This window comes from Acinetobacter sp. OYA S30, assembly GCF_033599315.1.
GTDB lineage: Bacteria > Pseudomonadota > Gammaproteobacteria > Pseudomonadales > Moraxellaceae > Acinetobacter > Acinetobacter baumannii.
This window is the reverse complement of record NZ_JAWVAV010000008.1, coordinates 44,449-63,298: the sequence shown is the minus strand read 5'-3', so window position 1 is coordinate 63,298 and position 18,850 is coordinate 44,449. Positions and strand designations below refer to the sequence as shown.

At 35.6% G+C, this 18,850-nt stretch carries 23 protein-coding genes; 4 read left to right on the top strand and 19 right to left on the bottom strand.

Annotated elements, in window-relative coordinates; translation table 11 throughout:
• Positions 1 to 195: 195 nt before the first annotated feature.
• Entirely contained in the window at positions 196 to 1,425 is a 1,230-nt protein-coding gene (locus tag R5R67_RS06245) for a GGDEF domain-containing protein (protein WP_000775753.1), read from the top strand.
• Between the two features lie 98 nt (positions 1,426 to 1,523).
• Here R5R67_RS06245 and aroC read toward each other — a convergent pair whose 3' ends face one another.
• The 7 genes from aroC to R5R67_RS06210 form a co-directional block, all read right to left on the bottom strand.
• Positions 1,524 to 2,615 (bottom strand): chorismate synthase, encoded by a 1,092-nt coding sequence (aroC, locus tag R5R67_RS06240; RefSeq protein WP_000918444.1) that lies wholly within the window; start codon positions 2,613 to 2,615, stop codon positions 1,524 to 1,526.
• 12 nt (positions 2,616 to 2,627) lie between these two features.
• Positions 2,628 to 3,632 carry a 50S ribosomal protein L3 N(5)-glutamine methyltransferase gene (gene prmB, locus R5R67_RS06235; RefSeq protein WP_000441019.1) on the bottom strand — a complete coding sequence of 335 codons (1,005 nt, stop codon included), beginning with the start codon at positions 3,630 to 3,632 and terminating at the stop codon, positions 2,628 to 2,630.
• Between the two features lie 236 nt (positions 3,633 to 3,868).
• A complete protein-coding gene (gene trpB, locus R5R67_RS06230; protein ID WP_001164634.1) occupies positions 3,869 to 5,074 on the bottom strand; it encodes a tryptophan synthase subunit beta in 1,206 nt (401 codons plus the stop codon).
• A 36-nt stretch (positions 5,075 to 5,110) separates the two neighbouring features.
• The gene (locus R5R67_RS06225) at positions 5,111 to 6,298 is read right to left on the bottom strand and encodes a vWA domain-containing protein (protein ID WP_000498051.1); all 1,188 of its coding nucleotides are present in this window, start codon (positions 6,296 to 6,298) and stop codon (positions 5,111 to 5,113) included.
• Between the two features lie 15 nt (positions 6,299 to 6,313).
• Complete coding sequence (locus tag R5R67_RS06220) at positions 6,314 to 7,165, bottom strand: AAA family ATPase (protein ID WP_001271632.1); 852 nt, start codon at positions 7,163 to 7,165, stop codon at positions 6,314 to 6,316.
• 29 nt (positions 7,166 to 7,194) lie between these two features.
• Entirely contained in the window at positions 7,195 to 7,581 is a 387-nt protein-coding gene (locus R5R67_RS06215; RefSeq protein ID WP_001206390.1) for a hypothetical protein, read from the bottom strand.
• Positions 7,574 to 7,879 carry a YcgL domain-containing protein gene (locus R5R67_RS06210; protein WP_000543500.1) on the bottom strand — a complete coding sequence of 102 codons (306 nt, stop codon included), beginning with the start codon at positions 7,877 to 7,879 and terminating at the stop codon, positions 7,574 to 7,576. Before R5R67_RS06210 ends, R5R67_RS06215 begins: the two co-directional genes overlap by 8 nt.
• Positions 7,880 to 8,321: 442 nt before the next feature.
• Between R5R67_RS06210 and R5R67_RS06205 the strand changes: the two genes are divergently transcribed.
• Positions 8,322 to 8,486: a hypothetical protein gene (locus R5R67_RS06205; protein ID WP_000086293.1), complete on the top strand. Its 165-nt coding sequence runs from the start codon at positions 8,322 to 8,324 to the stop codon at positions 8,484 to 8,486.
• 71 nt (positions 8,487 to 8,557) lie between these two features.
• Here R5R67_RS06205 and R5R67_RS06200 read toward each other — a convergent pair whose 3' ends face one another.
• From R5R67_RS06200 to R5R67_RS06170, 7 genes are all read right to left on the bottom strand, one after another.
• Positions 8,558 to 8,899: a hypothetical protein gene (locus tag R5R67_RS06200; protein ID WP_000367431.1), complete on the bottom strand. Its 342-nt coding sequence runs from the start codon at positions 8,897 to 8,899 to the stop codon at positions 8,558 to 8,560.
• 130 nt (positions 8,900 to 9,029) lie between these two features.
• Positions 9,030 to 9,296: a hypothetical protein gene (locus R5R67_RS06195; protein WP_000183702.1), complete on the bottom strand. Its 267-nt coding sequence runs from the start codon at positions 9,294 to 9,296 to the stop codon at positions 9,030 to 9,032.
• A gap of 502 nt (positions 9,297 to 9,798) precedes the next feature.
• On the bottom strand, positions 9,799 to 10,923 hold the full coding sequence (locus R5R67_RS06190; RefSeq protein ID WP_000486119.1) for a ribonuclease D: 1,125 nt from the start codon (positions 10,921 to 10,923) through the stop codon (positions 9,799 to 9,801).
• Between the two features lie 305 nt (positions 10,924 to 11,228).
• A complete protein-coding gene (gene recR, locus R5R67_RS06185; protein ID WP_000490551.1) occupies positions 11,229 to 11,825 on the bottom strand; it encodes a recombination mediator RecR in 597 nt (198 codons plus the stop codon).
• A gap of 9 nt (positions 11,826 to 11,834) precedes the next feature.
• The gene (locus tag R5R67_RS06180; RefSeq protein ID WP_001024697.1) at positions 11,835 to 12,164 is read right to left on the bottom strand and encodes a YbaB/EbfC family nucleoid-associated protein; all 330 of its coding nucleotides are present in this window, start codon (positions 12,162 to 12,164) and stop codon (positions 11,835 to 11,837) included.
• 265 nt (positions 12,165 to 12,429) lie between these two features.
• Positions 12,430 to 12,666, bottom strand: a complete 237-nt coding sequence (locus R5R67_RS06175; protein WP_000917295.1) for a hypothetical protein — start codon at positions 12,664 to 12,666, stop codon at positions 12,430 to 12,432.
• A gap of 177 nt (positions 12,667 to 12,843) precedes the next feature.
• Positions 12,844 to 14,031, bottom strand: a complete 1,188-nt coding sequence (locus R5R67_RS06170; RefSeq protein ID WP_002077867.1) for an O-succinylhomoserine sulfhydrylase — start codon at positions 14,029 to 14,031, stop codon at positions 12,844 to 12,846.
• 133 nt (positions 14,032 to 14,164) lie between these two features.
• On the opposite strand from R5R67_RS06170, the gene R5R67_RS06165 reads away from it, so the two are divergent.
• Positions 14,165 to 15,250 carry an alpha/beta fold hydrolase gene (locus tag R5R67_RS06165; protein ID WP_000825840.1) on the top strand — a complete coding sequence of 362 codons (1,086 nt, stop codon included), beginning with the start codon at positions 14,165 to 14,167 and terminating at the stop codon, positions 15,248 to 15,250.
• An 80-nt stretch (positions 15,251 to 15,330) separates the two neighbouring features.
• Here the strand turns inward: R5R67_RS06165 and R5R67_RS06160 are convergent, their stop codons facing one another.
• The 5 genes from R5R67_RS06160 to R5R67_RS06140 form a co-directional block, all read right to left on the bottom strand.
• A complete protein-coding gene (locus R5R67_RS06160) occupies positions 15,331 to 16,098 on the bottom strand; it encodes a class I SAM-dependent methyltransferase (RefSeq protein ID WP_000934180.1) in 768 nt (255 codons plus the stop codon).
• Positions 16,099 to 16,271: 173 nt separating this feature from the next.
• The gene (locus tag R5R67_RS06155; protein ID WP_000800035.1) at positions 16,272 to 16,646 is read right to left on the bottom strand and encodes a TonB C-terminal domain-containing protein; all 375 of its coding nucleotides are present in this window, start codon (positions 16,644 to 16,646) and stop codon (positions 16,272 to 16,274) included.
• Positions 16,647 to 16,824: 178 nt separating this feature from the next.
• Positions 16,825 to 17,049, bottom strand: coding sequence for a hypothetical protein (locus R5R67_RS06150; RefSeq protein WP_000826146.1), 225 nt, complete (start codon positions 17,047 to 17,049; stop codon positions 16,825 to 16,827).
• Positions 17,050 to 17,548: 499 nt separating this feature from the next.
• Positions 17,549 to 17,749, bottom strand: a complete 201-nt coding sequence (locus tag R5R67_RS06145; protein WP_000564581.1) for a hypothetical protein — start codon at positions 17,747 to 17,749, stop codon at positions 17,549 to 17,551.
• 129 nt (positions 17,750 to 17,878) lie between these two features.
• A complete protein-coding gene (locus R5R67_RS06140) occupies positions 17,879 to 18,304 on the bottom strand; it encodes a GFA family protein (protein WP_000067238.1) in 426 nt (141 codons plus the stop codon).
• Between the two features lie 264 nt (positions 18,305 to 18,568).
• Between R5R67_RS06140 and R5R67_RS06135 the strand changes: the two genes are divergently transcribed.
• Complete coding sequence (locus R5R67_RS06135) at positions 18,569 to 18,838, top strand: YARHG domain-containing protein (protein WP_001037927.1); 270 nt, start codon at positions 18,569 to 18,571, stop codon at positions 18,836 to 18,838.
• Positions 18,839 to 18,850 lie beyond the last annotated feature (12 nt).

Genomic DNA, 18,850 nt, shown 5'->3' with positions numbered 1-18,850 from the left:
TAGATAATTGTGACGCTAATCATTGAAATGTCGTGATTTTTATCACAATTAGGGGGCGTAAAAATCATTACTTTTTTAAAAAATCTGTATTATTATTTTAAATAAACCACACATTATATAACCAATACTTTTAGATGGAACTTTAATAAAACAAGTCTCATTTTATGCCAACTTCCAATATAGAGAGCATTAATTATGAAGTTGCAAGGTTCCAATATATTGGGACAGGAACAAATAGATTTATTAACCACACGCGGATTAAATTTCGTGTGGTTTCCAAAGCAACTTGAAACGATATATCGTTTTCAATATCAAAATGGTGCAGCCTATGAGTTTCGCTATAGAGCACCTATTATTTTAATATTATATTTATTTTTAAGCTTTGGTATATACCAAGTTTTACCAACCGAACAAGTTTTATCCTGGTTAAGCTATTATTCTTGGGTAGGCATAATTGTTTTAATCGCCTGGATTTTATCATTTATTAAAAAATTAAATCAGTGGTTTGATTATTATGTAGGAATTGGTTCTTCCGCTGCCGTTGCCATAACATTTATCTTAATTAACGTTTTAGAAAATGGCCAAGATAATGTACTTTTTCATGCTGCAATGATGTATGCCATTGTGATTATCTATGGTGCGGTAGGCATGCGTTTTTATACTGCCATTATTGCAGGATGGGTCGGCGGTCTTATTGGTATTTTGGTAAGTACCTATTTGAACGGAGACATAGACTGGACCTTCCTGAACCGTACATATACGTTTAGTAGTTTCTTAGGCATGACCCTTGCCTATGCTACGGACCGTCAGCACCGTGAAAACTATTTACAAAACTGTATGATTGAGCTCAACCGTATTGAACTCATGCAACAAGCTCAACAACTGTCACTGCTTTCTCAACAAGATGCTTTAACCGGACTTGCTAACCGACGTTATCTTGATGAAACACTTGATAATGAATGGCGACGCGCATTACGCCATGAGACTCCTCTTACTATTATGATGGTTGATATAGACTTCTTTAAACTATATAACGATAGCTTAGGCCATCTCAAGGGTGATCAGTGTTTAAAAGATATTGCGACTGCAATTTCCTCAATTGCTGCTCGTAGTGGCGATTTGGTTGCCCGTTATGGCGGTGAAGAATTCTTACTTTTGTTCCCGATGACAAATGTACAACAAGCCAAAATTCAGGCCGAAAGATTAATGAATGCAATTAAGAAAATTGCTATTGTTCATCCATGTAGTAGTGTTTCACCATACGTAACTATTAGTGTTGGCGTGGCGACCACAATTCCACGTTTAAATGATTCAATTTCTGCTTTTGTTAGTCGTGCTGATCATGCGCTCTATCAGGCAAAAACAAATGGCCGTAATCAATATCAAATTGCCTTGAATGAAGAACAAATTGTAGATCTAACTTAATGATTTATTTTTTTAAGGTAATCATGTGATTTCAATAAAAATAGAAAAGCCACATAATTTTGATTATGTGGCTTTTTTAATACGCTGATTAGAACTAACTATGGTTCAATTGGCGCAAATGGAGGAACAACATCCGCGTTTTGAGCACGGTGGCGTAAGAAATGATCCATTAGTACAATTGCCAACATTGCTTCCGCAATTGGAGTTGCTCGAACGCCCACGCACGGGTCATGACGGCCTTTAGTTAACACATCAGTATCTTCACGATTTAAGTTAATCGTTTTACCCGGAGTAGTAATACTTGCTGTTGGTTTTAGTGCAATCGCCACACGAATGGTCTGGCCACTTGAAATACCACCTAAAATACCACCAGCATGATTTGCTAGAAAACCATGGCTAGTCAATTCGTCACGTGTTTCATGTCCGAACTGTCCTGCTACAGCAAAACCATCACCAATTTCAACACCTTTAACCGCATTGATACTCATCATTGCATGTGCAATATCAGCATCTAAACGATCAAAGACAGGCTCACCCCAACCTACAGGAACTTTTTCGGCTAAAATTTCTAACTTAGCACCACAACTTGTACCTTGTTCACGTAAAGACGTAACCAATGCTTCAAAACGAGGAACAGCATCTACATCGCCACAGAAAAATGGATTATTTGGAACTTCATTCCAATCTAGTTTTTCAGCAACTTCATTACCAATTTGAGTCACATGACCGCGGATCAGAACACCAAATTTTTCTGCTAAATATTTCTTCGCAATAGCACCAGCTGCAACACGCATAGCAGTTTCACGAGCACTTGAACGGCCACCACCACGATAGTCGCGGAAACCATACTTTTGCGTATAAGTGTAATCTGCGTGACCCGGTCTAAAAGTTTGTGCAATATTTCCATAATCTTTCGATTTTTGGTCTGTATTGCGAATGAGTAAACCAATTGGCGTACCAGTAGTTTTACCCTCAAACACACCCGAAATGATTTCAACCTGATCAGGCTCTTTACGCTGAGTCGCAAATTTCGAGGTTCCCGGCTTACGGCGATCCAGATCTTTTTGCAAATCTTCTTCGGTTAATGCAAGGCCTGGTGGCACTCCATCAACAATTGCCATTAAACCAACCCCATGCGATTCACCGCATGTAGTCACACGAAAGAGTTGTCCAATACTGTTCCCTGCCATATGTCCAACTCCTTAAACTTGTTCTTCAAATAATTTTCTATAACGACGACATTGTTCAGCAGTCAAAGCAAAAATACCTGAACCACCTTTTTGGAAAGTAAGCCAGTTGAAATCAACTGTATTAAAGTTTTGGCGCATTGCCCATTCAGAGTTACCGACTTCAATAACAATAAGACCATCTTCCGTTAAGTAATCTGCCGCTTGAGCAAGCATTTTACGAACCAGGTCTAAACCATCCTGACCTGCTGCTAATGCAAGTTCAGGTTCATGTAAAAACTCTTCCGGCAAGTCAGCCATGTCTTCGGCATCAACATACGGAGGGTTACTTACAATTAAATCGTATTGGTTTTCAGCTGGAATTTTTTCAAATAAATCCGACTCAAGTAATGCAACTTGGTATTGTTTATTGTGATGTTCAACGTTAATTGATGCTACTTCTAAAGCTTCTTTAGAGATGTCTGTTGCATCTACTTCTGCATCTGGATAAGCATAAGCTAAAGCTACCGCAATACAGCCAGAACCTGTACACATATCTAAAATACGTTGTGGAGTTTTAGGCTTGGTATTTTCTGGTAAGTTATTAAGCGCTTCACGCATTTGGCCATTTTCATCTAAACAATATGGCGCAAAACGTTGCTCAATTAACTCTGCAATTGGTGAGCGAGGAATAAGTACGCGCTCATCCACATAAAATGGCTTATTAAAGAAATAAGCTAAATTTAATAAATAAGAAGTCGGAATACGCTCATTAATACGGCGTTCCAACAAGCTTAAGAATTCTGCTTTTTCACTCGGTAAAAGCTTCGCATCTAAAATCTCTGAATCTGCTGACCATTCAAGAGATAAGGTTTGTAAAACTAATGCAGAGCTTTCTGCGAAATAATCTTCAGTACCTTGTCCTAAATGTGCATCATATTGACGTAATGCTGACACCCCAAAACGAATAAAATCTCGAATTGTTGATAAATTTTCAGCAGCTTCCTGTAAATGTTCAGGGCTAATCGTCGGTCGCTCCACTTAGGCGTCTCCAAAGGCAAATTTTGCAAAGTGACTATTCTACTGAGTGAGGTAGTGCAAAGCAACGCTTTGCCTTGTGAACCAGTGTTTTACATATCTATCTCGAACAGTCATGGCTCAAAAACAAAATACTTTGTTTTAATTAAGAAATAATGAACTTTTAAGTAGGGTAAAATTTAGTCTATAAAATAAAAAAGCGGCCTTTCGAAATGGGCCGCTCTTTAAGTATATTTAGTTTAAAGCTTAAGTTTTTCTGCCACATAATCAGAATCTTTATCGCCACGACCCGATAGATTCACCACGATCATGGTTTCTTTCGGCAGCTTTGACGCTTCACGTATTGCCCATGCGACAGCATGTGAGCTTTCAAGCGCAGGAACAATACCTTCAACTCGTGATAAGGTCATAAACGCATCTAAACATTCTTGGTCAGTTGCAGTGCTATATTCCACACGGCCTAAATCTTTTAAGAAACTATGTTGTGGCCCAACACCAGGATAGTCCAATCCTGAAGCGATAGAATGCACAGGTAAAGGTTCACCAGCCTCATTTTCAAGAACATAACATGCCATACCATGAATTTGGCTTGGTTTACCTAATGTTAGGGTTGCCGAATGCATATTTGTATCTAGCCCATGCCCAGCAGGTTCAACTCCTACAAGTTTCACATCTGAATCGTTTAAAAAAGCTGTAAACGCACCGATTGCATTTGAACCGCCACCGACACATGCGACAACATAATCTGGTTTTTTACCAAATCGTTGATGCGTCTGCTCTTTAATTTCCTTACCAATAATTGATTGAAAATCTCGAACCATTTTAGGAAATGGATGTGGACCAACCACAGAACCAATCGCATAAATAAAATTTTTAGGATCTTTTAAATATTCTTCAAACGCGCTATCAACCGCATCTTTTAAGGTTGCTGTACCGCGAGTTACTGACACCAAATGAGCGCCCAAAATTTTCATTTTGACCACATTTGGATGTTCTTTTTCAATATCAACTTGACCCATGTGGATCTCACATGGAATACCCACTAGAGCACAAGCAGTTGCTAAAGCAACCCCATGTTGACCCGCACCCGTTTCGGCAATGACTTTCTTTTTGCCCATATACTTAGCAAGTAAAGCCTCACCTAAACAGTGGTTAATTTTGTGGGCACCGGTATGATTTAAGTCTTCACGCTTTAAATAAATTTGTGCGCCACCTAACTGTTCTGAAAGGCGTTTTGCATGAAATAAAGGACTTGGACGGCCGACATAATTTGCAAAGAGGTCTGCTAATTCATTTTGAAATTCTGGTGTATGGCGAATTTCTTCATAAGCAACATTAATTTCATCCATTGCTTCTTTTAAATGCGGAGGAATAAACTGACCTCCATACTCACCAAAAAATCCTTGTTCATTTGGTAAAGCAATACCATTAATTTGATGTTGCATATCATCCCTCTTTTTAAATTATTAAAGTTATCAAGTTTATCGAGAAAGGTAACGCGTTAAGTCCTCAATGCCTTTTAGAGTCATTGGATACATGTGGTTTTCAAAAATCTCTTTAATCCAACCAATAGTTTGAGTGTAATGCCAATACCCTTCAGTTTCAGGGTTTAACCATGCTGTTTTATCAAAATGTTGACGTAGGCGACGCAACCAAACCTCACCTGTTTCATCATTCATATATTCAACCGAGCCACCTACCGATTTCAGCTCATACGGTGCCATACTGGCATCACCTACGACAATTACACGATAGTCACGTCCGTAAGTATGAAACAAATCCCACGTATTCATGCGGGTCGCTGTTCTTCGGTAATTATCTTTCCAAACATAGTCATAAAGACAGTTATGAAAATAAAAGTATTCAAGCGTTTTAAATTCTGTTTTAGCTGCGCTAAATAACTTTTCACATTGGGCAATGTGTGCATCCATCGAACCGCCTACATCAAACAACATGAGCACTTTGATTCGATTTCGACGCTCTGGCACCATTTGAACGTCAAGAATACCCTGCTTGGCCGTTTCACGGATTGTACCGTCAACGTCTAACTCTTCGGCAGCACCTTGTCTTGCAAATTTACGTAAACGTCGTAAAGCAATTTGCATTTGGCGGGTACCAAGAACTTGGTCATCATCTAGATTTTGGTATTTACGCTGTTCCCAAACTTTAACCGCTGAACGTTTACGGCCCGGCCCACCAATTCTGACGCCTTCCGGATGGTCACCAAAAGCACCAAAAGGTGAAGTTCCACCCGTGCCAACCATACGGTTACCACCTTGATGTTTTTTATGCTGTTCACGTAAACGCTCTTCTAGCATTTTCATCAGTTCTTCTAAAGAACCTGCTTTTTGAAGTTCAGCTCTTTGCTCTGGTGTTAAATGCTTTTCTAGAAGTTCTAAGTCGAACCAGTCTTTTGGAAGTTTATGGACTTGCTTGAGTAACTCATCAATATCAAAGGTTTCTATGCCATCAAAGTAATCTTTCATGGCACGATCGAACTTATCAAAAAAACGTTCATCTTTAACTAAAATGGTTTTAGCAAGTTGATAGAAATCTTCTTGATCGGCAAAAACTAGCCCTTCGCTTACTGCACGATTTAAGTCAATCAGTTCACGAGTCGTGACTGGAACACCATATTTTCGTAAGGTGTAAAATAACCGCACAAACATGGGTTATTCCCTCCTTTAACGTCGCGACATGAAAGCCAAACGTTCAAGCAGTTGCACATCTTGTTCGTTTTTAATGAGTGCGCCATACAAAGGTGGAATAGCTTTTGATGTATCTCGATTACGTAGTACATCTTCAGGCATATCATCTGCCATAAGCAGACTCAACCAATCGATCAGTTCAGATGTAGATGGTGGTTTCTTCAAGTTAGGAATTTCACGGAGCTTGAAGAAAACTTGAAGCGCTTCATTTACCAAAGTTGCAGAGATATTCGGGAAATGTACCGAGATAATTTCGCGCATCGTTGCTTCATCTGGGAACTCAATGTAATGGAAGAAACAGCGACGCAAGAAAGCATCTGGTAATTCTTTTTCATTATTTGAAGTAATAATTACGATTGGACGTTGAGTAGCCGTAATTGTTTCGCCTGTTTCATAAACATAAAAAGACATTTTATCAAGTTCATGTAACAGGTCATTTGGAAATTCAATGTCTGCCTTATCAATTTCATCAATTAAAAGCACACAGCGCTCTTCACTGGTGAAAGCTTCCCACAGTTTACCGGGCTTAATATAGTTCTTAATATCGTAAATACGATCATCACCAAGTTGGCTATCACGCAAACGAGACACAGCATCGTATTCATATAAGCCTTGCTGTGCCTTAGTCGTTGACTTGATGTGCCAAGTAATGAGTTTTAAACCAAGACTTTCTGCCACTTGCTCGGCAAGTAAAGTCTTACCTGTACCCGGCTCACCTTTAACCAATAAAGGCTTTTGCAAAGCACGAGCTGCTTTTACAGCAAGTTTAAGACTATCAGTCGCGATATATTGATCTGTACCGGTAAAATGTTGGGTATCAGCAGACATGTAGAGACCTTATTTTTCTATTTCAATGGTTAGATGGAACGCATGCTTTTGTTTGTTATATATTTTGACCAACAATAGCCAATAACCAAACCTAGACCGATTACAAACAGAATTAAGGATAAATTTGACCAGATTAAAGGACTGTCTTTAGTTAAAACACCAAATAGTAGTCCAAAAATAGCTGGCGCTACAGATGCATTAGGCCCTTCCGAAACAGTCGGTGTCACCAAAATAGCAAAAACAACTAACCAGCTTATTGCGCCCAAAGTGGTAGGTAAGCGGCGCATTAAACGCCACCAGCACCACAAGGCAATAATAGCGCCAACGCCATAAGCTGTTAAAGCAATAATCTCTTCAGGAATTGCATCGAGAGAAGAAAGTAATTGATTTAAAATTCCAGCTTGATCTTCACGCACCACGTAAGCCCTCTGGTTCAACTGCATTTGGGTTAATTAACCCTTCTGGCGGCATCTGAATAAAGAAGCCTTTTGTTTGTAATGAGTCTAGAACATGTAAAACATTTACACGCGCTAATTTACGTGTTGGAGCCAATTCTAAATGCATGACAAATGTTGCACGGCCAAAGGCTTGTAAAACAGCTTCTGGAACTTTTTCAAACGGATCGGCTTGCTCCGTTTCATCAGGATAGTTTGGACGAGCAATATAAATGTACATTTCATCTTTTTTGCTCGATCTATAAATATCACAGTGCATTTCAAATCAACTCTTGAACTAAGGACAGCATACATGAAAAAAAACGACAGACACACGCAGGTTTGTTTACGCATCAGTCGTTTTTTCTTTTCTTGCGAAATATTAACCTACAACAATCATTAAGGTCGATAAATAACTTTTAATTTTCCAAAGTTTTAAATTTTCAACCTTCATTAACTCTTTAATTTTACATAAAAAATCTTTTTGTCGACTTTTATAAAATAAAAATTTTACATTTTAAAAACAATAAAATTTGAACTAAAGCAGACTAGCTTTGATTTAATTTATTGAATTTTATAAATTTACGGTTAAGTATAAAGTTAAATAAGCTCTAAATAAGATTCAACTTATGTATACAGGATAAGACATTATTTAACCGTTTTTGATTTTTAATATGATTCAATAATAGAAGATCTTAAAAGAAAATATGGAGGTCTATGCTATGTCTCGTGGCGACAAATCATCTTATACAGCAAAACAAAAACGTCAGGCGAAACATATTGTTGAGAGTGAAGTAGATAGAGGTCATTCTCAAGAAGAAGCTGAACGTATTGCATGGTCTACCGTCAATAAACAAGATGGCGGCGGCAAGAAAAAATCACATTAAAACTACCACTGGATACTTCTTTAGTTGGCCTATGACTAAAGAAGTATCTTATCAACATGTTAACGCAAGCATTAAAAGATTCTTGAGCCTTGCATATAATCATTACTTACCTGATTTAGAGTATTTAAGATTATATGGTCATCTTGAGTACGTAAGGCTTCATTTAAGCGATTCATGTAATTCACTAACATTTCTTTCGAAGCTTGAGCGAACTCGGTAGTTACCGCTTCATCTTCATATAAGATGACATAACTACGGGCAAACCCATAAATGAGATAAATTACAGCTTTTTCGTTTAGGTGTGATGAATGTTTGAGATGGTGTTCACAGGCACTTTTTAAATTCTTAAATGCATCTGTAGCAGTAGATTGATTTTTGAAAGATGAAAGTATTGTTTGGAAGTTCATATCCATATTCCACTCAAAAAGTAAAGCTACAGAAGAAGGATAAACCTGTCAAACAATATGTTGATTATTATAAATTTAGATTGTAAAAAATTATAAAAAACGCCCAAAACTATGGGCGTTTTCATTAAACAAAAGCTTAGAAACTGACTTCAATATTGACTGTTGTACCAGATTGCTCAATATTGGTTGAAACATTAAAACCTCGTATTTTTAACTCTTCCTCTACCTGTGTGATATGTTCAGGATGCAAAGCATCTATTGGAAATTGAAAAACTGCCCGTCGTTTACCTTCTTTCGAGATTTCCTCGGTTCCAGATAAAATTTTTTCTAACAATAGTGCTTGATCTATTTTTACGTCTTTCGCATTTTTTCTTGCCTGTTCAGCATTAAAATTATTCGTCATATTTATATCTCTAATTATTAGTAGTTTTCATTTATAACATAAAAAAATTGATCTCAATATTAGCTTATTATTGATTTTAAAAACTTTTTACACCTCCATATATAAAATTAGAGGCCTCCTCTCCCCGAGAAGGCCTCTATATTTCTGCACCGAAACAAACTTATAGTTATATATTGTTTATTTTGAAATTGTTTTTCTTGCTACCAAGAATATACAGACCTGTATATATACACAATTGAATTTTTCTCATTAATAAAGTTAATTTAATTCAGCATGACTTTCTATAATTAAGATTAAATCATCTTTTTATAATTTAAACTTTATAAAATCAGTAAAATGTAAACTCAAACTAAACAAAAAGTTAATCTTATAAAGGCTAACTTATTAAATGACTTTATTTTAAAGTTATATTAACGAACACCAAATGATCAGTTATTAATCAGATAAGTTATTTTGAATCTTAAAATTCAATTTAACTGAAAATTTTTCTTAATACATAAACCTAAAATAAAAGATTGGCTTTCTCTTCTTTAAATAACTGAATAAGCGGCTTAGTTAAAAGCTCATAGCGCCAACCCAATAAATAATCTGGGAGATCCTGTTCATCACCTTTAGTAAGCACATGCTGATGAATCGCATTTAACCATTTCTTACGAAGTAAAACTTCTTTTGGTATAGAGGTTTGTTCTATCGCTTTAGCAATCAATGCATCCATTTTATTTAGGGTTTCTTTGGATGTAATTTTAAAAGGTTTAGCAATTTTAGCTGGCCAGTGTCCTTCAACAGGTAAGTCTTTTAAAAGATCAAGAATAATCTTACCGTATTCACGGACAACATTCGGACGAATATCTTTTACTTGAGATAATTGGAAACTATTGCGTGGATTTTTTTCGACTAAATCAATCATCGTCGAATTTCTAAGGATAAAACTACGTGGCTGGTTTGTTGCTCTAACCACCTCTTCACGCCACTCACTTAAATTTTGCAATTGCATTAATTGGCGGCGTGAATGACGATAATTACCCACATCTGTATATAACAATGGGGTTGGTGTTTCACTAATAATTTCTTTGGTTAAGCTACTACAATCCTCAAGAACATACTCATAAAGCCCTTTTTGTTTAAGCTGATCTTTAATATGGTTAGCCAATTGCATAAGGTATAAAACATCATTTGCCGCATAGCATAGCTGTTGCGGAGATAAAGGACGTGCCAACCAGTCTGATCGAGTCTGATCCTTTTCAATATCAATCTCTAAACAAAGCTTTAATGCACCTTGATAACTTACTTGTAAACCATGTCCCAAAAAGGATAATCCAACTTGAGTATCAAAAACATTTAATAGGTTTTGTTCATCGGCATAGTGATAGATTAAATCAATATCTTCACCACATGCATGAAAAATATTTTGTTGAGCAAGAAAGATTTTTTTCCAAAACTCGCTTAAATCTAAAGACACTCCATCCAGCAAATATACATTTCCGTTGACATTGACTTGACATACTCCAAGTTTAGGCCAAAGGGTATCAACCTTAATAAATTCTGTATCAAGCCCATAAGTTGAACATTGATCCATTTGTTGAAGAACATCAACCAATTCGGTTTGCTGTTGGATAAACTGAAACATGCTTTCTCAAGTAAATGCAAAGAGTGCTTTAAACTCTGGTATATATAACATAGGATTAGAAAAATGCTACTGAATCCTTGATGAATAGTCTATTTTTGAACAATTTTCCAAAAAAGAGATAATTTTTTGATCATTATTTTAAATTTTTCAAATTTAATGTCCTTCTAAATGTTTATTTTTTACAAAAGCTTTTTTTTAATTTATATATTCACTGAGTCATTTTTAAAAATATGTTTTTGTCTTTTAAAAGATTTTTTAATAATACGATATTATTCAAAAAATATTTGAAATAAGCACCGAGGTACTTATTTCATACGCATACGGTTATGAACAGCCTGACTTAAGGTATGGCTATCCACATATTCAAGCTCGCCACCTTGTGGTACGCCTTGAGCAATACGTGTCATGTGAATAGGTAAATGCTTCGTCGCTTCAACCAAATAATGCGCTGTCGCCTGACCTTCCACAGTAGCATTAGTTGCCAAAATGACTTCTTCGATCGTACCTTGGCTTAAACGTTGGATTAGATAAGGAATACCTATTTCTTCTGGCCCGATTCCATCTAATGGAGAAAGGTGCCCACCCAACACATGGTATTTGCCACGAAAACTACCACTTTGCTCGATTGCCATAACATCTGCCGGAGACTCAACTACACAAAGCAACTGGTCATCTCTTTCTGTTGAAGCGCAAATATCACAAATTTCATGCTCTGTTAAAGAGTGGCAAACACTACATTCATGAATATAACTTGATGCTTCATGTAGAGCATGTGCTAAAGCAAATGCACCTTCACGATTTTTCATCAAGAGATGTAAAGCCATACGTTGGGCCGACTTCGGTCCAACGCTAGGCAAAATACGTAAAGCTTGAACGAGTTGTTCAAATCTATCGCTAAACACTGATTTTCCTTAGAACATGCCTGCTAAACCAGGAGGTAAACCCATACCTGAGTTAGCTTTTTGCATTTTTTCTTCAGAAACTACTTCAGCTTGACGCACAGCATCATTCACCGCAGCTGCGATTAAATCTTCAATCATGTCTGGTTCGTCTTGAAGTAATTCTGGATTAATTTCGATACGTTTTACGATATAACGGCCAGTCATTGTTACTTTAACTAAACCACCGCCCGCTTCAGCGTGTACTTCAGTTTGAGCAAGCTCTTCTTTAGCCTTTTTTATATTTGATTCCATATCTTTTTGCATGCGCTGCGCTTGCTGCATGAGCATATTGATATTCATAAACCTAACTCCGTATCTCTATCAAATATTTCAAGTATTATTGATAGTCATATAACACTTCGGAACTTAAACTCTTTGAACGCCCCTATCGATCAGTAAGATCATTGAGGTCAGTACGTTTAAATCAAAATTAATCCGCAATTCTGACACAATAAATTAATGTTTTCTATTGGTATCTATGAAACTCTTTTAGGTAACTCATCCATTTAAAGCTTTCTATACGAAACTTTTTACTGTGAAGGCCGGTTCTAAAATTTAAGTTAAGCTACTGCGAAGCTTGGAGGGTGCTATTGTCGGGTTTATATTCATTTAAAGGAATTTTCTGAAAAGAGGCATTCGCTTTTTCTATTGTATGATCAGCTTCTTCAACTGATTTATTTGCATCATTAATCAATAAAACAGTTTCGTTAATTTGAGTCGGTTCATCCTTTTGGGCAAATACTTTGTATCCAACCAAACCAATTGCCCCTATAGCAACTAAAATAATTATAGGCTTAAGCATGGTTAAAAACTCACTTTGTTATTTTTATTAAATTTAGAACTTTTATACGTTGTGATTTTTAATTCATTTACAACAAAATGTAGCTTTTTTATTTCAATCGTTGTTTGTGAGTAACTTCCCTTAAAGTAAAGCCACACTAAAATGAGTGTGGCTTAATTCTTAGATATATAAATTTTATTAGATCAAATCTAATCCACGTGAGATATCACCAATAATATCGTTAATATCTTCTAAGCCAACCGAAACGCGGATTAAGCCTTCTTCAATACCAGCAGCTTGTTTTGCTTCAGCAGAAAGTTTGCCGTGTGTGGTTGTAGCAGGATGCGTAATTGTTGATTTCACATCACCTAAATTACCCGTGATAGAAATAAATTTGGTGTTATCAATAACCTTCCATGCGCCTTCACGCTCACCTTTAACTACAAAAGAAACAATCCCGCCAAAGCCATTTTGCTGTTTTGCTGCAAGTTCATGACCTTCATGAGTTGGAAGCCCGCCATAATAGACCTTTTCTACTTTTTCATGGGTAGACAACCACTCGGCAAGTTTTTGAGCATTTTCACAGTGCGCTTTCATACGTAAACGTAAGGTTTCTAATCCTTTTAAGAAAACCCATGCATTAAACGGACTCATAGATGGTCCTAAAGTACGCACTACGCTAAAAACTTCTTCTAGGAGTTGATGTTTACCTACCACTGCGCCACCTAACGCACGGCCTTGACCATCTAAATATTTAGTCGCAGAGTAAATCACGAGATCTGCACCCAACTTTAACGGTTGCTGTAAAACAGGTGTACAGAAACTATTGTCAACAGCAAGTAATGCGCCATTTGCATGCGCAATATCTGCAAGTGCTTGGATATCTGCGATTTCAGCTAATGGATTAGACGGTGACTCAACAAATAATAGTTTAGTTTCTGGACGTACTGCATTTTTCCATGCATCTAAATCGCGTAGATCAACAAATGTGATATCTACACCAAATTTGGCAATGTATTTTTCAAATAAAGCAACAATAGAACCAAAAACTGCTCTTGAGCAAATAACATGATCACCTGCTTTTAGATACGCCATCGCAATCGATAGAATTGCTCCCATACCTGAGCTTGTAGCCACGGCACGTTCAGCCCCATCTAAAGCTGCTAAACGTTTTTCGAACATCGATACAGTCGGATTAGTAAAACGAGAATAGATATTTCCTTGAACCTGACCAGAAAATTTTGCAGCTGCTTCAGCAGCGTTTTCATATACAAAAGATGAAGTCAAAAAAATTGGTTCGCCATGCTCACCTTCAAAACTACGAGTGTGTCCGGTACGAATGGCTAAAGTATCAAGTTGGTATTCTAAATCATCAGACTGGTTCATTAAATGTTCGCCTTTACTGGTCATGTACTAAAAACTATCATCATTTTGAGTGCCTAAGGTATTTAAGGTCAAGGTAAACCTGAAAATTATCGCTTAGACTTCAATCAATCTTTAGTATAGTTGGTAAAACAAGATGAAACGCTTAAAGTCCCTTGTCTCAGAACAAAGTCAAATCAAGCACCTCTCTACCCGACTATTTCGTCCTCAAACATTAGTATTGTCACAAAGCACTCCGTTTGAAGTGATTGGTGAATTCAATCAAACCCGCGTTCGTTATTATGCAGCTACAGAAAAGAGCTTTAGAGAACCATTAGTATTTGTGGCACCTTTAGCTATTAATATGGCGATTTATGATTTATATCCATATCGTTCTCTTATCAAATACTTCCAAAATGCAGGTTTTGACGTATACCTTGTCGATTGGGGGCGTTTAGGCTTTAAAGATAGACATCTTAACTTTTTATCGTTTATTGAAGATTTTATTCCTAAAGCTATAGAGCTTGTTCGCACACATTCAGGCAGTGATCAAATTTCTCTACACGGATGGAGTATGGCTGGCATATTCGTTACTTTATATACAGCGTATAATCACCCAAATTATGTCAAAAACCTTATAGTTTTAGGTAGCCCAATCGATAGCTATGCTTCTGGTTATATTGGAAAACTCTACCGAACCATAAACAACACTATTGCCCGCAATAAAAAGCTTCAGGAACGTATTTACTCAGGTTTACCGAAGCATTTGATTCATACTCCGGGCATTTTAAATTCCTTAGGCTTTAAAATTCTTGACCCTAAAGGCTGGTTCGATGGTCATATTCAATTACTTAAGAACCTTAATGATCTTCAGTTCGTACAAGAACATGCCACATTAAGCAGTTTTTTAAACAATATGATTGATTATCCAGGAGGTATTAATCAGGACATGTTATTTAATGTTTGGCTGCAAAATCCATTAAGACAAGGTTCTATTCAATTAAAAGATAAAAAAATCGAATTAAAAAATATCGACTGTTCACTCTTAGTTGGAGCTGGTCGTAGTGATCAACTGGTCACGGCAGATGCAGCTCAGCCATTAAGTCAGTTAACCAGTAGCCAAGATGTTACGTTTACTCTTATTCCTGGTGGTCATTTAGGTCTAATGTCAAGCCAAGCAAGTGCGCAGGAATTCTGGCCAAAGCTAGCAACATGGCTGAGTAAGCGTTCAACAAAAATCTAAATTTAGGCATAATAAAGCCCTCTATATGAGGGCTTTTATCTAACGTTTTCTCTATAAACACAAATCCAAGCTTAGACTCACTAGAAGGATAGTTTTTTAAATACAAAGTATCCGACCTTACTTTCAAAACTTCCATCTTTTTGAATATTAAAATACTTTTTAACAACATCTGCTGCATTTTCTTGGAGATACCTAAGCGTTTTTATTTGATCTTCAGGTGTCTTCATGCGCTGTACCCAACTATCAAAATCTAGTTTGAGGGTTTGTTTCTCTAAAGTTGTTAATTCAAAACCAGCATCTTCAATAAAGTGAACCCAGTCTTTAATACTGTAATTTCTTACATGACTAGGGTCTCGAATCACTTCTATAGTCTGTAAAAATGTATCTAAAATAGGGAAACTTGAGCTAATAATATCAACAAAAATAACAGTGCCATTTGGCTTTAATACACGATTTATTTCTTTCATTGCTGTTGGGACATGCTGCCAATGATGGGCAGAATATCGACTAATGATTACATCAAATTGTTCATCAGTAAAAGGCATATCTTCAGCAATGCCTTGTTGTACAAAAATATTTTTTATTTTTCGAGCATTGGCAGTTTTTGACACTGTATCGAGCATTTCATGAGATAAATCATAAGCAAAAACCAGATCTGCATGGCGAGCAACGTTATAAGCTACATGACCACCACCGCAACCTAAATCTAAAACAACAGCATTTGGATATTCATCAATTTCTTTAATGAATTTATCAAACTCGACCCCTTCAGAGTGAGCGGTGCTATTCAAATAACTTAAAGATTTATTTTGATACTGTTTTAAATTTATCTCATGTTGATTCAACATGGCTTATTCCTCTTCTTTGATGAGTTAACCATAAAAGAAAAAGTAGATAAAAAATAATGATTAGTTTTTCAATAATTAATAAAATAAAGTTATAATTCGTATCTTTATCAATTCTTAATAAAAAACCACCCAATGGTGGTTTTTTTATGTAAGGCCAAGTTCATATTTAAAAATTACTTTGCAGTAAATTTAATATTGAACTTTCTTACTTGTTTTCTAACTTCCGGATTAGAAGGTAAAACAAAGGGACTTGCACGCCATATCGCCTTTTCAATACTCGACTTAAACTTTTGGTCTTCTTTATCTAGAAAAATAATTTGCTCAATCTCACCAGTATCACTTAAAAAGACTTTAACGCTAGCACTCATTCCCACTGAAGAAGGCGGAACATTCCAAATTTTAAAGATCTTTTTTTGATATTGTTGCTTGTACTTTTCTGCTTCTACAATAATTTTGTCATCATCACTTTTTGCTGGTGATAATAACTTAGAATTAATTGTGCACCCACTTAATAACAATATAGAAGTTAAAATAATGACGTTTTTCATTTATAAAACCAATTTTTTCAACGATTAAAATTTAACATTTTATCTTTTTAAAAACCACCTAAATGGTGGTTTTATGCTAAATAGCTACTACTAAATATGTTCTTAGCAAATTCTAGATTTTAGCTAATTTACGAGGATTATTTAGTTTAACTATTTAATTATAATTTTCAGCATCGTTTTAAAAAGATATTTTATAATGTGAATTTATACTTGAGTGTTCAGGCATATCAGCAATATCCTGCTCAGTAAAAATTCCATGTTCAAGTACTTTATTGGCATTAAAGGCAGTATTGACCGGAGTAACAGGCGATTTAGTAATATAATTTTCATCTGCTTTTTGTGTTAACGATGCACACCCATCTAAACCAAATCCTGTAGCCAATACAAGTAACAATCTCTTCATCTGTCTCACCTGTTATTATAAAAATCAAACAATCTAACAAATTATCCACTGATTGTCACATTTTTAAAACGATTAGGACTAAGCCAATTCTTTACAAAAACTCAATGAAATGTAAAGTAATTTGCATAAAGTGTTAAATTGTGTAAAATACCTAAATAATTTAATGATATGTTTTAACTTATGATCTTTTTACTTTTCTTATTTTTGTTATTTACCTTTGTACTCCTCTTAAATGCTCATTACAAACACTAAGTATTTGTATCTGTTCTTCTCATCTGCTAAATATTTTTGAAAAATTAATTATTTTCTTAAAAGCATTTACTTACTTTCTTTAGTGTAGATTTTTATAAATATAAAAAAAGCCCGCTTTGTAAGCAGGCTTTACCCTTTTTGATTTTTTGCGCTGATCATTCAGGACTTTTTGCTGTTTGTGACAGCGCTCGGATATTACACTTATACTTAAAGATTAAAAAGACTAATCTTTTTGAAACTGATGCATTTACTCATCAATTTCAATCGGATCACCGTCTTCAGGACGAATATGTCGTGTCCCATCATCAGCAGGATCGACACTAGAGCCATCTTTAGTAATCGAGTTATACATTTCGTCCTCTTTTTTATCGTCTATGAATTCTTCATCTTCAAAATCAAGAGGCTCGTCATCATCTTCAAAATTTAAAGGCTTTTCTTCATCTATCATGTGAACCATCCTTTTTAAGCTAGGTGATTTCATGCTCAAATAAATATCGGATATATTCAACAGTGAACACACATCATTTATGTAAAGAATACTTAAAAATTATTAAAATATATAAAAAGTTAAATAGTGTTATTCAAAATATTTTAAAAACTCTTCTAACTCAGGTAAATGTGCAAAGTTTTTATGAGCATCCCCTAACACAACCCAATCATGTTTTGACTCTATACAAAAATTAAGTTTTAAATCTGGTTTAAACGGTTGTTCGAGAAGCCCCAACGGTATCCACATATAGTTTGTACCATTAATTTTATTAGGGACAGGCGAACCACATCTATTACAAAATGATGAAGTAAAACCAGTTTCTTTTTTATAGGTAGCCACATATTCCTTACCCATCAACCAATTAAACTGATTTTCTTTTACTAAAGTAGCTGCATTCGCTCCAGTACCTGTTTGTTTTCGGCATAAGCTGCAATGGCAGTGATAAACCGTTTTGATTTCACAAGGTACAGAAAATTTTACTTTATGGCATAAACAAGAACCGAGGTTACTCATATAACGTACTTATTTCATTACTATAAAAATTTTAATCATGACTTTAAATATTGGTTAAGTATATATTTTAATTGTTTAATATAAAATATATCTAATCTTTTGATTTAAAACAGATTATAAAAAAGATCTTGATATATAAAGCTTTTTTATATTATAAGGTGAAATGTGACTTTAAATAACACTTGAGTAATTAATAGTCATTGAAATATTGGGAATAAACCTTATATTGAGTACAGGTTCATACCTTTAACTGAGGAAAAGCTCATGAATAAATTAATGGTTGCGGTATTCGCTGGAATGGTGACCCTTGCCGGTTTCAGTGCTCAAGCTGCAACACCTGAGCAAGAATGTCAAAAATTGCAAGATGATTACAATTTGATTTATGCGTCAAAAGGCTTTTGTTTTAAAGACCAAGATGCTAAAGAAAAATATGGTAATGAAAACTGTCATACGACTAAGCCAAAATTCTCTGATAAAGAGCAGCAACGTCTAGACGCAATTAAAGAACGTCAAAAAGAATTGAAGTGTAAATAGTATTTAAAGGAA

Bases quoted from the DNA above. Each gene is read 5' to 3' on its own strand.
- R5R67_RS06245 (WP_000775753.1), top strand. From the start codon at position 196: ATGAAGTTGCAAGGTTCCAATATATTGGGACAGGAACAAATAGATTTA.
- aroC (WP_000918444.1), bottom strand. From the start codon at position 2,615: ATGGCAGGGAACAGTATTGGACAACTCTTTCGTGTGACTACATGCGGT.
- trpB (WP_001164634.1), bottom strand. From the start codon at position 5,074: ATGCAACATCAAATTAATGGTATTGCTTTACCAAATGAACAAGGATTT.
- R5R67_RS06225 (WP_000498051.1), bottom strand. From the start codon at position 6,298: ATGTTTGTGCGGTTATTTTACACCTTACGAAAATATGGTGTTCCAGTC.
- R5R67_RS06220 (WP_001271632.1), bottom strand. From the start codon at position 7,165: ATGTCTGCTGATACCCAACATTTTACCGGTACAGATCAATATATCGCG.
- R5R67_RS06210 (WP_000543500.1), bottom strand. From the start codon at position 7,879: ATGCACTGTGATATTTATAGATCGAGCAAAAAAGATGAAATGTACATT.
- R5R67_RS06205 (WP_000086293.1), top strand. From the start codon at position 8,322: ATGTCTCGTGGCGACAAATCATCTTATACAGCAAAACAAAAACGTCAG.
- R5R67_RS06200 (WP_000367431.1), bottom strand. From the start codon at position 8,899: ATGGATATGAACTTCCAAACAATACTTTCATCTTTCAAAAATCAATCT.
- R5R67_RS06195 (WP_000183702.1), bottom strand. From the start codon at position 9,296: ATGACGAATAATTTTAATGCTGAACAGGCAAGAAAAAATGCGAAAGAC.
- R5R67_RS06190 (WP_000486119.1), bottom strand. From the start codon at position 10,923: ATGTTTCAGTTTATCCAACAGCAAACCGAATTGGTTGATGTTCTTCAA.
- R5R67_RS06180 (WP_001024697.1), bottom strand. From the start codon at position 12,164: ATGAATATCAATATGCTCATGCAGCAAGCGCAGCGCATGCAAAAAGAT.
- R5R67_RS06175 (WP_000917295.1), bottom strand. From the start codon at position 12,666: ATGCTTAAGCCTATAATTATTTTAGTTGCTATAGGGGCAATTGGTTTG.
- R5R67_RS06170 (WP_002077867.1), bottom strand. From the start codon at position 14,031: ATGAACCAGTCTGATGATTTAGAATACCAACTTGATACTTTAGCCATT.
- R5R67_RS06165 (WP_000825840.1), top strand. From the start codon at position 14,165: ATGAAACGCTTAAAGTCCCTTGTCTCAGAACAAAGTCAAATCAAGCAC.
- R5R67_RS06160 (WP_000934180.1), bottom strand. From the start codon at position 16,098: ATGTTGAATCAACATGAGATAAATTTAAAACAGTATCAAAATAAATCT.
- R5R67_RS06155 (WP_000800035.1), bottom strand. From the start codon at position 16,646: ATGAAAAACGTCATTATTTTAACTTCTATATTGTTATTAAGTGGGTGC.
- R5R67_RS06150 (WP_000826146.1), bottom strand. From the start codon at position 17,049: ATGAAGAGATTGTTACTTGTATTGGCTACAGGATTTGGTTTAGATGGG.
- R5R67_RS06145 (WP_000564581.1), bottom strand. From the start codon at position 17,749: ATGATAGATGAAGAAAAGCCTTTAAATTTTGAAGATGATGACGAGCCT.
- R5R67_RS06140 (WP_000067238.1), bottom strand. From the start codon at position 18,304: ATGAGTAACCTCGGTTCTTGTTTATGCCATAAAGTAAAATTTTCTGTA.
- R5R67_RS06135 (WP_001037927.1), top strand. From the start codon at position 18,569: ATGAATAAATTAATGGTTGCGGTATTCGCTGGAATGGTGACCCTTGCC.